The 15,264-nt window shown below is 44.0% G+C and carries 11 protein-coding genes and 1 rRNA gene (1 of these 12 only partly in view); 6 read left to right on the top strand and 6 right to left on the bottom strand.

Annotated elements, in window-relative coordinates; genetic code table 11:
- Positions 1-7: 7 nt before the first annotated feature.
- Positions 8-964, top strand: coding sequence for an acetyl-CoA carboxylase carboxyl transferase subunit alpha (gene accA / locus K5L93_RS02705; RefSeq protein ID WP_220718366.1), 957 nt, complete (start codon positions 8-10; stop codon positions 962-964).
- A 46-nt stretch (positions 965-1,010) separates the two neighbouring features.
- Entirely contained in the window at positions 1,011-2,333 is a 1,323-nt protein-coding gene (gene tilS, locus K5L93_RS02700) for a tRNA lysidine(34) synthetase TilS (protein WP_220718365.1), read from the top strand.
- Here the strand turns inward: tilS and K5L93_RS02695 are convergent.
- The 6 genes from K5L93_RS02695 to rcsF all read right to left on the bottom strand — a co-directional run bounded on the left by K5L93_RS02695 (position 2,311) and on the right by rcsF (position 7,983).
- A complete protein-coding gene (locus K5L93_RS02695) occupies positions 2,311-3,192 on the bottom strand; it encodes a GGDEF domain-containing protein (protein ID WP_220718364.1) in 882 nt (293 codons plus the stop codon). The two genes, tilS and K5L93_RS02695, sit on opposite strands and share 23 nt — an antisense overlap.
- Positions 3,193-3,272: 80 nt before the next feature.
- Positions 3,273-4,418, bottom strand: coding sequence for a patatin-like phospholipase family protein (locus K5L93_RS02690; RefSeq protein WP_220718363.1), 1,146 nt, complete (start codon positions 4,416-4,418; stop codon positions 3,273-3,275).
- 104 nt (positions 4,419-4,522) lie between these two features.
- Positions 4,523-6,223 (bottom strand): proline--tRNA ligase, encoded by a 1,701-nt coding sequence (locus tag K5L93_RS02685; protein WP_220718362.1) that lies wholly within the window; start codon positions 6,221-6,223, stop codon positions 4,523-4,525.
- Positions 6,224-6,282: 59 nt separating this feature from the next.
- Complete coding sequence (locus K5L93_RS02680) at positions 6,283-6,903, bottom strand: acyltransferase (RefSeq protein WP_220718361.1); 621 nt, start codon at positions 6,901-6,903, stop codon at positions 6,283-6,285.
- Entirely contained in the window at positions 6,893-7,612 is a 720-nt protein-coding gene (gene tsaA / locus K5L93_RS02675; protein ID WP_220718360.1) for a tRNA (N6-threonylcarbamoyladenosine(37)-N6)-methyltransferase TrmO, read from the bottom strand. Before tsaA ends, K5L93_RS02680 begins: the two co-directional genes overlap by 11 nt.
- Positions 7,612-7,983 (bottom strand): Rcs stress response system protein RcsF, encoded by a 372-nt coding sequence (gene rcsF, locus K5L93_RS02670; RefSeq protein WP_194164041.1) that lies wholly within the window; start codon positions 7,981-7,983, stop codon positions 7,612-7,614. The genes tsaA and rcsF overlap by 1 nt, the downstream gene beginning before the upstream one ends.
- A 168-nt stretch (positions 7,984-8,151) precedes the next feature.
- Between rcsF and K5L93_RS02665 the strand changes: the two genes are divergently transcribed.
- The 4 genes from K5L93_RS02665 to K5L93_RS02650 all read left to right on the top strand — a co-directional run.
- Positions 8,152-11,823 carry an ATP-binding protein gene (locus K5L93_RS02665; protein WP_220718359.1) on the top strand — a complete coding sequence of 1,224 codons (3,672 nt, stop codon included), beginning with the start codon at positions 8,152-8,154 and terminating at the stop codon, positions 11,821-11,823.
- 107 nt (positions 11,824-11,930) lie between these two features.
- Positions 11,931-13,931, top strand: a complete 2,001-nt coding sequence (locus tag K5L93_RS02660; RefSeq protein ID WP_220718358.1) for a HAMP domain-containing methyl-accepting chemotaxis protein — start codon at positions 11,931-11,933, stop codon at positions 13,929-13,931.
- A 36-nt stretch (positions 13,932-13,967) separates the two neighbouring features.
- Entirely contained in the window at positions 13,968-14,522 is a 555-nt protein-coding gene (gene gmhB, locus K5L93_RS02655; RefSeq protein WP_220718357.1) for a D-glycero-beta-D-manno-heptose 1,7-bisphosphate 7-phosphatase, read from the top strand.
- 481 nt (positions 14,523-15,003) lie between these two features.
- Positions 15,004-15,264 (top strand): 16S ribosomal RNA (locus tag K5L93_RS02650); it runs 1,284 nt beyond the window's last position.

Below are 15,264 nucleotides of genomic sequence, written 5' to 3'. Positions count from 1 at the left end.
AGATTATATGAATCCGAATTTTCTAGAGTTTGAGCAGCCGATTGCTGAGCTGCAAGCGCAAATTGAAGAGTTGTGCATTGTAAATGAAGAATCTGGCGTAGATGTAGATTTACAGGAAGAAATCTCTCGTTTGCAACAAAAGCAAAACGATTTAACCCAAAAAATATTCTCAGACTTAGGTGCTTGGCAAGTTGCGCAGCTAGCGCGTCATCCTAATCGCCCTTATGTGTTGGATTATATTGAGCACATTTTCACCGACTTTGATGAATTGGCTGGTGATAGAGCTTATGCTAATGATGAAGCAATTGTTGGCGGTATGGCACGCCTAGATGGCAAACCAGTGATGGTAATTGGCCAGCAAAAAGGTCGTGAAACTAAAGAAAAGATCCGTCGCAACTTTGGTATGCCAAAACCAGAAGGCTACCGTAAAGCGCTTCGTTTGATGGAAATGGCTGAGCGTTTTAATATGCCGATCATTACCTTTATCGATACTCCTGGTGCATACCCAGGCGTAGGCGCAGAAGAGCGTGGACAAAGTGAGGCCATTGCTAAAAACCTGTTGGTTATGGCTGGCTTAAAGGTACCAACTATTTGTACCGTTATCGGTGAAGGCGGCTCTGGCGGGGCTTTAGCAATAGGTGTAGGCGACCGCGTTAACATGCTTCAATACAGTACTTACTCGGTGATTTCTCCAGAAGGTTGTGCCTCTATCTTGTGGAAGAGTGCCGACAAAGCCCCTGTTGCAGCAGACGCTATGGGCATTACTTCAGAGCGCCTTAAAGAATTAGATTTAATTAATGACATTGTTCCAGAGCCATTAGGTGGCGCACACCGCGATGTTGCAGCAATGGCGCTTAATCTAAAAACTAAGCTATTGAGCGATTTAGAAAGCCTATCAGCATTAGACACTGACACCTTGTTGGAGCAACGCTATCAGCGTTTAATGTCCTACGGATATTGCTAAGTTAATTGGGGCATTGGTTTTACCAATGCCCCAATAAGAGGTTATTTTGTCCCTTCAAGCTCGCTTTAACCAGTTTTTCGACTTCTTGCCTTTAACCCCTCAGCGCCTTGTCATTGCCTTTAGTGGCGGCTTAGATTCTAGCGTTTTGCTTCATTTGACAGCTGAGTATCTCAAATCTCATCGGCACATAGAGTTGCTAGTGGTTCACGTAAACCATGGTCTGCAACAGCAAGCTAACAGTTGGCAAAGTTGCTGTCAGCAGCAAGTGGAAGCGCTAGGTTTGCCGTTTGTGGCGGAGTTGGTTGATGTTGAAGTAAAAGCACGCTCTAGCTTAGAAGCGGTGGCGAGAGAAAAGCGTTATCAAGCTTTAGCTAAGTATGTGGATGCACATAGCTGTTTGCTAACTGGACACCATGCTGACGACCAGTTTGAGACCTTTATGCTAGCACTAAAGCGAGGAAGCGGCCTACAGGGTTTAGCTGCAATGCCGCCAGTGAGAGATTTTGCCTCCGGTCAACTACTGAGGCCTTTACTGCCGGTTTCTCGTGCAGAACTAGAAGCTTATGCACAGCAAAAAAAGTTGGCTTGGATTGAAGATCCTAGCAATCAGTCTTTAGAATTTGACCGCAATTTTTTACGGCACAAGGTGTTGCCAGAGCTGAGCACGAGATGGCCCCAATGGCTAGAGTCTACTCAACGCAGTGTTCAGTTTTTGCAAGAATCGGTAGATTTATTGGAAGAGTTAGCCGATGCGGATTATCAACAATTAATTCTCGAACAAACACTGTGCTGCGATAGGTTATCGCAACTTTCTTTAAAGCGGCAACGAAATGTTGTGCGTTATTGGTTTAAGCGCATGGGCTGGGCTTATCCAAGCCAAGCGCAACTGGAACAAATTCTTATTCAAGCCGCAGCACAGCAAGATGCCAAAGTATCAGTAGTTCTAGCAGAAGGAGAGCTGCGGCGTTTTCAAGCGCGTTTGTACCTGTTAAAAAAATATGAGTTATTAGAATCAAATACAGTGATAGTTTGGGACCTAAACTCAATGCCGGTACTCAAGCTTGATAATAATACTCAAATAGCTTGGCAAGAAGGCGGCAATCTTCTGCCGCCTTCAAGTACAACAACAGTAAGCGTTAAATTTAGGACTCACATTGAGCAAACCGATTTTGACGCCGCAAGGCGAGCAGGGCGAAGAAGTATCAAAAAGCTACTGCAAGAATGCGGATTGGCGCCATGGCAGCGTAATCGAATTCCTTTTATATTTTATGACGATGTGTTGGTGGCTATTGGTGACTGTTTTATTCAAAAAGAGTACGAATGCCCTTATAACAAGGGCATTACGCTTAACTGGTTGCCAATTTGTTAGCGTATAGCTGCTCATCAGCGCTTTGAATAAGGCTTTCACTGTTACTACCAGGTGTCCATTCACTAACGCCAACACTGGCTGAAATGTCGTATTGAGCTAGCAGTGGCGACTCTTCAAGCTTGCTGTGCAAGCGTTTAATTACCTTTTGGGCTGACTGTTCGGTGGCCGGACGTAACAACATCGCAAACTCATCACCTCCTACTCGAAACGCTTGATCACCGCTTCTAATCACCGACTTGAGTACTTTCGCAAAACCAATCAATACTTGGTCGCCAACAGGGTGACCGAGAGAATCATTTACTTGTTTAAATTTGTTCAAGTCTAACAGCATAAGTACTAAGCCGCCTTGTTGTTGGCTTTGACGGGTTTGCTGTTCAATTGAAGTATGCAAAGATTCATCGAAGTGAGCGCGATTGCCAATGCCGGTTAAATAGTCATTGCGAACTCGCTCTTGTAAACGCGAAATTTGCAAAGCATGTTTTAAGGGAGTTTGTAGCAATTGGGTTAGCTGACGAAGCTGATGAATTTCGTTACGCTGAAAAGGCGTATCGCGGGTAAAAGTGATAATCGCTAAAGGTTGATTTTTGTTATTTAGATTAAAACTACGGTAATAACGTTGCCCCTCAAATAGGCTAACTTCGGTTTGCAGCTTATCACTGACTAAACGCATTGCAGAAAACTCAACGTAGTTAGTTGCCAAGGCGGCAAAGTTTTGCAGTAACTCTTCTAGCTGTAAGCTTTCTTGCAAAGACTCAAGAATACTAAGTTTTTGAACAGCACTAAGCATAGCGTCATTAGAAAAATGTGATATTTTTCTTGTGCTTACAATGTTGTTTTGAGCCAATTGTAGAGAATCCATACTTACTTTACTCTTGTTTTATCTTGCTGATTAGCGTCAAAAAACGCCGCTAGTTACGAGTAAAGCAATTTGTAGGCCAGCTAATCTTCCAAAAAAGCCAAAATTTTGTCAATTTGCTGTAGGGTGTTTTGGTAACCCTCTCTTATCAGATAGTTAGTGTAGTTTTGTTCGAACATTAAAAAGCTGGTGATAGCAGAAGGCTTGTCTTTTTTAATGCCTAAGGTCGCCAACATTAGTCGAACGGAAAGAGGTAAAATTGTAAAGTGATCATGTGCAATTTGTTCAAAATCAATATTAGGTTTGATACTTAAAGAGTGAATAGAGCGTAAATCTAATTGTTTTTGCTGTTGAGGTGTTAATAACTCAATGGTTCGATTAATACGTTGTAAGCGTTCTAAATCTGAATTGAGCGTATCGGAAAATACTGAGTCGAGAAGGTGACCTGCAATGGTCGCGCTATTCGGCGGAGGGCAATCTAGCTCGCAGTTGGATTTACGAGGCTGCTCTAAATGAATCGCCAGTATTTTATCTGCACCTAAGTGTATTGCAGGGCTAAGAGGGCAAAGTTGATGTATTGAACCATCGCCATAGTAATCTTGACCTACTTTCTCCGCCGGAAAAATCAGAGGTATTGCCGTTGATGCGAGTAGGTGACTGGTATGGATTTGGGTTTTTTGCCCCTGTCGCCTAGCACGTTGCCAGTTTTGTTGATGTTGTTTGGCTTGAAAAAAGGATAACGATTGACCGTCACGGTAATTTGAAGCTGTAACCGATAAAGCATGTAGGTAACCTGTGGCAATATTTTGGTCGATTCGCTTGTAGTTTAGATAGTTGTTCAATAAGGTTTGCAGAGGTTGATTGTTGAGTAAAGAAAAACCCTGTTGCTGGCTGTAATCAGCATGCAAGCTTTTGCATACTATCGATGAGAGCTGTTTGGCTATAGCTATCCCATCGGTTCTAAATACCTGCTTACACTTAAAGTTTCGCCAAATATATTCGAGTTTTTTTACTCCCAAGCGAAAACATGACGCATATACGCCTAATGCTGTCACATTTATGGCACCCGCTGAAGTACCACAAAGTATAGAAAAGGGGCTGGCATGGTTTCTTGGGTATTGCTCAGCAATCGCTTTTAGTGCCCCAACCTGGTAGGCCGCTCGTGCGCCGCCGCCGGTAAGAACGAGAGCGACTCTGGGTTTATTTTTAGTGCTAGCCTTTTGATTCATAATAATATCTTAGCACAGCGTTTTACCACTGCTTGCTGGTGATATCACACTCCCAAAAACAAAAAAAGCCGGCGAAGGCCGGCTTTTAAATCAATCTACAGATTTCAGAATTGGTCGAAGATTTGCTCTACAGCCACTTCAACTTTTTCTCCACTGCGTCGGTTCTTGTATTCAATCACACCTTTGTCTAGGCTGCGGTCACCAATAACGACAACGTGTGGAATGCCAATCAATTCGATGTCGGCAAACATAACACCTGGGCGTTCTTTACGATCGTCAAACAATACATCTATACCACGTTGCTTAGCTTCTTCGTAAAGCTTGTTAGCCACTTCTTGAACGCGATGAGATTTATGCATGTTCATCGGCACAATGGCTAGCTTGAATGGTGCAATATTATCCGGCCATATAATGCCGTGTTTGTCGTGGTTTTGCTCAATGGCTGCTGCAACGATACGAGAGATACCAATGCCGTAACATCCCATTTCTAGGGTTACATTTTTACCGTTAGTACCCAGCACACCGCAATTCATTTTTTCAGAGTAGTTGGTGCCAAGCTGGAAAATATGGCCAACTTCGATACCGCGTTTTAAGGCAATAGTACCTTTGCCACATGGGCTTGGGTCGCCTTCAACAACATTGCGGATATCTTCAACACGACCCAGCTCTACATCACGCTCCCAGTTAATGCCAAAGAAGTGTTTATCATCTATGTTAGCGCCTGCGCCAAAGTCACTACAGTGCGCGGCAGCACGGTCTACAATAACTGGCATTGGTAAATTAACTGGTCCTAAAGAGCCTGGGCCTGCGCCAACTGCAGCGCGAATTTCTTCTTCACTAGCAAACTCAAGCGGTGAAGCTATCTCAGTTAAGTTTTCTGCTTTAATTTCATTGAGCTCGTGGTCGCCACGCAAAATTAAGGCGATAAGTGAATGCTCAGAGTCTTCACTGGCTTTTACTATTAAGGTTTTCACTGTTTGTTCAATTTTGATATTGAACTGCTCAACTAGCTCGGCAATGGTTTTAGCATTCGGTGTGGCAACTTCTTGCATATCTTGGCTAGGTGCTGCGCGCTCGCCTGAAGGTGCTAATGCTTCAGCTTTTTCAATATTCGCTGCAAATTCTGATTCAGTAGAGAAAGCAATTAAATCTTCTCCGCTCTCTGCCAATACATGGAATTCATGCGATGCAGAGCCGCCAATCGCACCGGTATCAGCTAGCACTGGGCGGTAGTCTAGGCCCATGCGGTCAAAGGCCTTACAGTATGCCTGATGCATTTGGGCGTAGGTTTTTTCTAAACCTTCTTTATCGATATCAAAACTGTACGAGTCCATCATGGTAAATTCGCGCGAACGCATCACGCCAAAGCGTGGACGAACTTCATCGCGGAACTTGGTTTGGATTTGATATAGGTTTAGCGGTAATTGCTTGTAAGAGTTTACCTCATGACGAACCAAACTAGTGATGACTTCTTCAGCAGTAGGGCTTAATACAAAAGGGCGTTCGTGGCGGTCAGTAAAGCGCAGTAGCTCTGCTCCCATTTTTTCTGAGCGGCCGGTTTCTTCCCACAACTCAAAAGGCTGAACAACAGGCATTAAGGTTTCAACTGCACCAGCGTTATTCATTTCTTCACGAACAATGTTTTCTACTTTTTGCAGAACGCGTAAGCCGTTTGGTAACCACGTATATAGACCTGAGGCGAGTTTGCGCACCATACCCGCGCGCAGCATTAACTGGTGAGATACAATCTCTGCGTCGCTTGGAGTTTCTTTCTGAGTTGCCAGAAGATATTTGCTAGAACGCATATCTGTCCTTTCATTTAGCTATTAAATTGCGGCGATTGTATCAGGCTAATTTAGCTCTGTCAGGCCTTGTCACGGCGGTCGCCGATGATTTTTGCAGGGTTACCGGCAACGATAGCCCATTTAGCCACATTTTTGGTGACTACTGCCCCCATTCCCACGACCGCATGGTCGCCAATTTCAATGCCGTCAACAATACAGGCGTTAGCACCAATCCACACATCTTCGCCAATTATTACACCCTGGGATTGGCTGTTTTGCCGCCAAATATCTTGCTCTGGGTGCATGCCATGGTTGAAGGCATAAATTTTAACGCCGTTGGCAATACGGCTGTTGTTGCCAATGCTTACGCCTTTTTGCCCGCCGTCGATGGAGCAGCCGTGGTTTATGGCTACGTGGTCGCCAATGGTTATTGGGCCATGCAAGAAACTTTGAGCTGCTACAAATGAGCTATTGCCTAGCGAGATTAAACGGCCGGGTTCGGCAAAAATATTGGCATCGGGAGCTATGAAACAGTTCTCACCAATTTGTACGGTTTCTAGCGCTTGCAAATGTTGTTGGATATCATTTTGCCAGGGTTTGGCCCATTGCAGGTGTTTAGCCTTTAAGCGGTAATAAAGCCATGGCATCCAAGCAAGGCGCTGTTTATGTTGTTGCTGATAGTCCTGAGGTTCAAGCTGCATGGGTCACCGAAACAATTTCTACTTGTGACTCACTTGCATTAACTTCTAGGATTCGCCAGCGGATATTGAACTGATATAAGGCCACACCGTATTCTCGGTCGTCAGTTTTGTTTTGTTTGTATGCGGGGCGCGGATCTTGGGCTAACACTTGCTCTATCACTAGCCGATGAGTTTGTTCAATATTCAGTTGTTGAGCTTGTTGTAAGGCTTGTTCAGTCCAAATCACTAGTAACTGTTGCTGTGGTGCTTGCTGTGCGTAACCAGCCTGCGCATCTGGAATGCTGTCGGCATAAGGTAAGTAGGGCTTTACATCATAGATAGGAGTGCCGTTAACTAAATCGCCACCTTTGAAATACATGGCTAACTTATTTGGGCTGCGTTCAACGTGACTAAGTTCAAGTAAGGATAACCCTAAGTGATTAGGACGAAACGACGAACGAGATGCTAATACGCCCACTTTTTTGTTACCGCCTAAACGTGGTGGGCGTACCTTGGCTTTCCAGCCAGATTTAATATTTTGATGAAAGGCGAATACTAACCAAAAGTGACTAAACTGCTCCACATTGTCTAGTAAATCAGGATCATTAAAGTTGGAGTTGAAGACTAAGCTGCTGGTTGTGGCACTAACCAAGCCGGGTTGGCGTGGTACCGAAAACTTCTCTTGATAAGGGGAGTGGATAAGGCCCAAAGGAGATAGCTGGATATTCATTACTTTTCAATTCTGTAAGCTTTGCCAAAACAACTTAGCATGGCAATGCATGCTGCAGGTTCTTCAATTGGGTAGCATTGTTGAATAGTGACTACATTAGCCCCAATACCGGCGGCTTGCTCGCGAAGATTATTGCGTGCATCCACTTTCTGCGGTGGTGCTTGATTGGCTTTTTCTTGGCAACTTAGCCCTTCTACAATGCCTAAGTATTCTGCTTGCAGGGGATCGATTTGTTCATCGTTAACTATTTCCACTTCGGTGGCAGGCAAATAGTTTTCAAAGTTTTCTTTATCTACGTTGGTATTAAAACTGTAGTTGCCACTACAAGCTATTAGGCTGCTGCTAAGCGCCATTATTAGAAAAACACGCATACATTTCCTTTGAATCAAATACTTGAAGCTGGTCATTAGCTGGTAAAATTGACATGTACTTATTGATAATACTGGGTTTATTATAACATCACTTAGTTTCGCTTGTTGTTTCAAGTTAATGCTGAATAGCGAAAAAGTTTTTAGGATGTTTTACCAAGGATATAGGTAATGGCTAAACCTAACATCAGCATGTTTCGCAATTTAGATTTAGCATGGCGGCACAGCATAGGCTTGCTATTTTCGCTGGTGTTGGTGGTAGCTCTGGCCTTTTGGGGGCGTCAGTCATCAGCGTCAGTAGCGCCTTTAATTACTGTTATTGTAGCGATACTTAATATTATTTTGCCACTTTCTGTTGGCTTAATGTGCCGCAGTTTTTACCGTAAAAAATACAGTTATACCATGTTGGTTTTTGGCGCCGCCTTTTTCTCGGTGTCGGGCTTAGAGCTTTGCTATTTTATTCTCAACTATCCCTCCTTTTTAAGTGTTCTGCCACTATCTTCGAATACTGTAGCTATCTGGTCTGGGCTGATTACGCGTGGATTTTTAGCCGCTGTGTTGCTCATTTGTGGGGTGCTGCTTAGCCGTTACGAACGCTTAGCCAACGGTGGGAAAATGAGCATCGCGGTGCTGGCTATCGGTAGCGTGATATTTTCTTTTCTAAGCGTCGCCTTTCTTTATGTGGTGTCATTACCATTTATGCAGGTGGCTTTAGCCCATCTTCATTCAGTGTTGGAATTATTGGTTACTGCGGTATTTGCCATTGCTATCGCTTACTTTGGTTGGCGTGGCCGATGGTTAAATTGCACCCTTGAGTGTGGTGTATTTGCTTGTGTGTGTATTCAATTTATTTTGTACTTTTGGCCGGTTTCAGAAAACTTAGGTGTTAACAGTTTTGCAGTGTTTTCCTTGTCGTTAATTAAGCTAAGCAGTTACTTGGTGGTAGCCGTAGCTAGCTACTTAGAGTTAAGAGCGCCTGCGCCAGTAACCACCATAGAGCGTGAGCGACGCCGTGAAGACCGGCTAATTCGCTTAATGGAACGAGCCAGAGGGAAGCAGTACTCGTGGTTTAAACGCAGTAAAAGCTCGATCAGTACTTACGTTACCTTGCTCAGCGGTTGCTTGGTGGTAGCCGGGGTAACGGTAACTTACCTTATCTTTTATTTTTCTTTTGTTGCCAGTTTAGAGAGCGAGCGAGAACAGCAACTAAGTTTACGAAATGCCATTCAAGTTGAACGCCTAGATCGAGAAATATCTCATGCTTATGAAGAGCTCAGTCATCTAGCAGAGCAATCTTTACTTGATGGATTTATTCAGCAGCAATTTGTAGACGAACGCTTCATCAATGTTGAGCCCGATTTTTGGCATTCGCGCTTAAGTAGCGATATTCGTCAGTTACTTAAACGGGAAAAAGCTTTATTGGCCGCGCATCTTATTGTGGTTAGCCAAGGCCAACAATTTGAATATCTCTCAGTAGGAAAGCGCATTGGCCAAACGCTGCCTAAGACATTGCTGTTGGATGCAGAAAATTTGCCAGACAAAGTGCATGCTCAAACAATTAGACAAAATAGCCAAGGTGTGTGGTATTTGGCTACCAGTGTCCAGCATAATGATGGCGTCGTTGCCGCTATATGGCTTTTTGAGTATCGCCTTGATGATTTATTTAAAGTATCGCAGCAGGCCTCATCAAATCATTCTAGCCAATACGCTGAAACCACCATTGGACCTTTGTTAGTGTTCGATATCAATGGAGAGAGGTTGTGGCGAAGTGAGCATGGCAGGGGGCAGTCTACCAGCTTTCAAGCTTCAGAGTATCAGCGCATCAAGCAGCTACTTAATTCCCCGGTTAAAGACTTACCAGAACAAGTGGTTAAGTATGGCTCTTACATACTAAGTATTCAGCGCCTGCTTTATTTGCCATCGAACGACCAAGAGTATTTGGACTTAGTGCAAATAACCGATTACGAGGAAACTATCGCGGCCTCACAAACGGCGGCTAAACAAGCCTTGTTAGCTGCTGCAGTGGTTATCGGCTTAATGGTGCTTGTAGGCTGGTTTTTTGCTCACACTATCGTTGCGCCATTACGCTACATTACCAACGCAACGCTGTTGTTTGGTGAGCGCAATATACAGGTAACTTTACCGGATAAGTCGAATGATGAAGTGGGCGTATTAGCCCGAGCCATAGGTCAAATGACGGCAAAAGTGGATGCCCGTACTGAACAGCTCAATGATGAGATTGCTGAACACCAGCGTAGCCAGCAGCAGTTAAGCGTTGCCAGGCGAGATGCAGAAACAGCTTCGCAAGCAAAAAGCGACTTTTTGGCAATGATGAGTCACGAGATCCGTACCCCGCTAAACGGTATTTTGGGAATGACTCAGTTACTCAGCGCTTCCTCGTTGTCTGAGGAGCAAATTGAGCAGGTGAATACTATTCGTCTGTCTGGCAAAGCTTTATTGGTAATTGTTAATGACGTATTGGATTTCTCAAAGGTGGAAGCCGGAAAAATGGAATTGCGTTTGGATGCCTTTAGCTTGCATTTAACCTTGCTGGAGGTGGTTAAGTTATTTTCTCCTCAAGCTAAAGCTAAGCATTTGAGTTTGCATCTCGATTATCCTGAACATTTACCTAAAGTGTTCATTGGAGATCAGGGCAGGGTGCAGCAAATATTCATTAATCTTGTTAATAATGCGATTAAGTTTACCGAGGTGGGCACGGTGAATTTAAGTGTTGAATATAGTCAACAGCTAGGTGCCGAGGAAACTGTGTTAGTAAGAGTAACCGACAGCGGCATTGGTATTGCGGAGGAGTCTATCAACAACTTGTTTATGCCTTTTGCTCAGGCAGACAGTTCAACAACCCGTCGTTATGGCGGCACTGGCTTAGGCCTGGCCATTTGTCAGCGCATTGTTTCCTTAATGGATGGTAATATATCCGTGACGTCGGGTTTAGGGGTTGGCTCAGAATTTAGTGTGAGCTTACCTTTGCAAAGTGTAGAAGATGATGTGTTGAGCGTAAGTGTTACCGACAGTTGTGAACAGGCAGTATTAAGCAAGTTATCTGGCCACGTATTGTTGGTTGAAGACACCGTGGTTAATCAACGTGTTGCCAGCCATATGTTAGACAGTTTTGGCCTTAAAGTGATGATCGCCCGTGATGGCCATGAAGCCATAGATCTGTTTAAGCGGTGGGGCTCAAAACTATCTCTCATCTTGATGGATTGCTTAATGCCTGACATGGATGGTTATGAAGCTACTATGGTTATACGGGAACTTGAAAACCTCGCTCAGCGTGTTCCTATTATTGCGTTAACAGCAAGCGTTAGCTTGGAAGCAAGACAGGCTTGTTTTGATGCTGGAATGGATGACTATGTAACTAAACCATTTGACCGAGTGGGCTTATATGTTTGCTTGCGTAAATGGTTGAATACAAAAAATGCGAGTGTTGAGCAAACATTGCTAACAAGCAGTGATGAGCTTTCTAACGTTCAATATCAACGTATTTCCACAACTGAGCTTACCAAGCTGCAAGAAAGTATGGGGGATGAGTTTGACGCCTTATTGCAGGAGTATCAAAAGGGCGCAGAGGCGATGATTGAAGAGCTATTACAGGCTTTAAAGGTTAAGCGTTACCAAGATGCAGTACGCTTAGCGCATGGCCTTAAATCTAGTAGTAGTTATTTCGGTGCCAGCAGTTTACAAGCTCAGTGTTTAGCGCTTGAAGAAGGCTTGAAAAAACAACCGATTTTGGATGAACATATAGCACTTGCTGCTGGTTTATTTGAAACTCTTAGTGAAACTATGCTGGAAATCGAACAGCATATCCGCTTATATTCTAAATAGATTCGGTTTTTAGGTTTGCTGGATGTAAACCGCGATGCGTTGTAGCTTTAGGCAAATAGACTAGCCTTAAATAACAGCATCGTTTTTTGTGGAAAGGAGTTATCTTCGTGTCTATCTCGAATAAGCTGTTATCGGCTTTTGGTTTCGTTGCTATTTTGATGTTTTGTTCCGCCGTTATTGTGTTTATTCAACTAGATAAAATTGCTCAAAAAGAGCGGCAAATAGTTGAAGTTAGTGTTCCTGTGGTTGCCCAAAGCAAAGAAATTGAGCGACACCTTCAGCAATCACTGAGTGCACTTCGAGCTTACCTTATTCATGGCGCCGATAAACAACGTGCGGAGCATTTTCAAAGCCTATTTGAACAGTCTTGGCTCAACATTGACTTGGCCGTAGAGCAAATACAACTATTAAGCGATATAGCGGTTCCAGAACAAACCTTAACTAGCTTTTTAGCCTTAAAAGAACTGCAGCAACAAATTATTAAAATTTCCAATAGCGAAGATAACCTACCTGCACACGCTTTATTGCTGTTTGATATTGCCCCCTTAGCTGAAGAAGCGATGAACCAAGTTTCTAGCGCAGTCACCGAAGAAATTTCTCAACCCGGCTTATATAGCCCCAAAAAGCGGGTACGCTTGTTAGCAGATATGAGCGAAGCGCGTAATGAACTGGCCAATGCCCTTACTAGCTTGCGTAGTTTTATTATTACTGGCGATAAATACGAACAAGAGAAATACCAAGAGTACTTTGCCAGGCATAAACAGCGGGTAGCCGATGTAGAGGCCGCAAATAATTTATTTACCGAAGAGCAAGCTCGGCTGTGGCAACAATTTGTCGAGTTAGTTGATATTTTTGTTCCCTTAGTCGATGAGATGTTTGTGATACGAGCAGCACCTGACTGGAATATTGCCAACCACCGGATGGCCAACGAAGTTATTCCCTTAGTGGCCGATATTGAACTGCAACTTAATGACTGGAATATGCAGCAGCAAAATGTGTTAGTTAGCCACCAACAGGATCTAGAGCGCTTAGGCGAGCAAGTTGTGCTGGTGGTATTTGCTGGTGCTGCTATTGCCGCGTTATTAGGTGGCTTGGTGGTGCTTTGGTTAACTCGTCAAATTAAATCCAACTTGGCTCTAGTTAATCAGCGGGCAATGCAAATAGCCAACGGAAACCTTTCGCAACCGGCATTAAAGGTTAGCGCTAAAGACGAGGTGGGGCAGCTTACTGGCTCCATCAATGCGATGGCAGAACAGCTAAAAGGATTAATAACAGAGGTGAATCAAACTGCTGCAGATGTGAGTCAAAGCAGTGTGAAGGTCTTTGATAAGAGCTCGGGCATTGGCACCGCTCTTGATGAACAGCGTTCGAAAGTTGACTCAGCGGCTACCGCTATAGAAGAGATGTCTGTAGCAGCCAGAGAAATAGCGCAAAACACTTCTCAAGCTGCTGATCATGCAAGAGATTGCGGAGACGTAGCAAGCCAAGGTGGGCAAGTGGTGACGGATACCATTTCCATTATGCAAAAAATCGAAGGTTCTGTAAGTGATAGTAATCAGCACATCGCTAAGTTAAACCTGGCGGGTGAAGAAGTAGAAAAGATTACTGATGTAATCGCTGGTATCGCTGAACAAACCAACTTGTTAGCGCTAAATGCAGCCATTGAAGCAGCTCGTGCTGGCGAGCAAGGGCGTGGCTTTGCTGTAGTTGCTGACGAGGTGCGTAGTTTGGCTAGCCGAACCAGCCAATCTACAGAAGAGATTGCTCGAATTATCAATCAAATTCGTAGCCTAACTGAAGCGGCTAACCAGAGTATGTCAAAAAGTACCGAACTGGTTTCTAGCGGCCGCAATGTGGTAAATAAGGCAGGAGATGCATTGCATCAAGTTATCGACACTACTCAAGGTGTGACCGAAATGGTTACCGCGATTGCAGCTGCCACCGAGGAACAATCTGCAGTGGCCTCCGATGTAGCGGCAACACTGGAAACAATTGCCCTTATTGCTCAAGATTCAGTGAGCGAAGCCCAATCTAGTGTAAATGATGCAAAGTCGTTAGAAGAAAAATCCAATCAACTCAAGCAACAAATTCAGCGCTTTGTATTGTAGAATGAGCCCTTAATTGACCGAGTAAAGAAAAAATTAATGAAACAAGCAGCAGTGTTTTTGGACCGAGATGGAGTTATCAACCACGATCGGGCCTATGTATCCCAAGTTGATGACTTTGAGTTTATCGACGGCGCTATTGAAGCGATGCAAAAACTTAAAGAAGCTGGTTGGTTGCTTGTGGTTGTAACTAATCAAGCGGGTATTGCGCGTGGCTACTTTAGTGAAGATCAGTTCTTAAGCCTAACCGAATGGATGGATTGGTCGCTTGCTGATCGCGGCGTCGATTTAGATGGTATCTACTACTGTCCTCATCATAGCGAATACGGTGATGAAAATTACCGCCAAGATTGTAATTGTCGTAAACCTAAACCAGGTATGTTGCTAGAAGCCGCAGCAGAACTAGATATTGATCTAGAAAAGTCTTGGTTAGTCGGGGATAAAGCTTCAGATATCTTGGCCGCCAAAAATGCCGGAGTGCCAAACAGATTGTTGGTAAGCGGTCAGTACGATGTAAGCGAACAAGATAAAGCCTTAGCGACTGCTACGATTTCGTCTCTAGCTGAAGCGGCTAAGTATATTTTAAAGGGCTAGATCAATTTTCTTCCTTTTATCTTCACTTTCTAGTAACTCTGAGGGGATAGATTTATGCAAATAAGCTATCCTTTTAAAGCTTTGTTGTTCACTATCTGAACATTTGAACGTGTTTCTGTGATTTTCTTCAAAAAACGCTTGCGCCGCGGGAATCGATCCCTATAATGCACCTCCACTGACACGGCACGCAGCGCACTAAAGCGAAGCAAGGCTAAGTCAGGGTTAGCAAGGCCTAGGGCTAAGTTAGCCGGCTCTTAAACTTCTTTTTAAAATGTTTTAAAAAGCGGTTGACAGCCACAGAGGAAAGCGTAGAATGCGCACCTCGCTTCGGCAAGAAGCAACGCTCTTTAACAATTTATCAAGCAATCTGTGTGAGCACTCACAGGACCTTAAGCGAAAAAATTAAGCTTAAGTGAACTGGAGTCTTGCACTGTAAAACACAGTAATAATTTCAGTTTTTAACTTTGAGCGAAAAAACTTTTGATTGAAGAGTTTGATCATGGCTCAGATTGAACGCTGGCGGCAGGCTTAACACATGCAAGTCGAGCGGTAACAGAGAGTAGCTTGCTACTTTGCTGACGAGCGGCGGACGGGTGAGTAATGCTTGGGAATATGCCTTTACGTGGGGGACAACAGTTGGAAACGACTGCTAATACCGCATAATGTCTTCGGACCAAAGGAGGGGACTCTTCGGAGCCTTTCGCGTAAAGATTAGCCCAAGTGGGATTAGCTAGTTGGTGGG

This window comes from Agarivorans litoreus, from assembly GCF_019649015.1.
GTDB classification, from domain to species: domain Bacteria; phylum Pseudomonadota; class Gammaproteobacteria; order Enterobacterales; family Celerinatantimonadaceae; genus Agarivorans; species Agarivorans litoreus.
This window is presented reverse-complemented; position numbering and strand designations above follow the sequence as displayed.

Coding starts and splice junctions, on each gene's coding strand:
- K5L93_RS02680 (WP_220718361.1), bottom strand. CDS start 6,903: ATGCAGCTTGAACCTCAGGACTATCAGCAACAACATAAACAGCGCCTT.
- accA (WP_220718366.1), top strand. CDS start 8: ATGAATCCGAATTTTCTAGAGTTTGAGCAGCCGATTGCTGAGCTGCAA.
- K5L93_RS02685 (WP_220718362.1), bottom strand. CDS start 6,223: ATGCGTTCTAGCAAATATCTTCTGGCAACTCAGAAAGAAACTCCAAGC.
- K5L93_RS02695 (WP_220718364.1), bottom strand. CDS start 3,192: ATGGATTCTCTACAATTGGCTCAAAACAACATTGTAAGCACAAGAAAA.
- K5L93_RS02690 (WP_220718363.1), bottom strand. CDS start 4,418: ATGAATCAAAAGGCTAGCACTAAAAATAAACCCAGAGTCGCTCTCGTT.
- tsaA (WP_220718360.1), bottom strand. CDS start 7,612: ATGAATATCCAGCTATCTCCTTTGGGCCTTATCCACTCCCCTTATCAA.
- K5L93_RS02665 (WP_220718359.1), top strand. CDS start 8,152: ATGGCTAAACCTAACATCAGCATGTTTCGCAATTTAGATTTAGCATGG.
- rcsF (WP_194164041.1), bottom strand. CDS start 7,983: ATGCGTGTTTTTCTAATAATGGCGCTTAGCAGCAGCCTAATAGCTTGT.
- gmhB (WP_220718357.1), top strand. CDS start 13,968: ATGAAACAAGCAGCAGTGTTTTTGGACCGAGATGGAGTTATCAACCAC.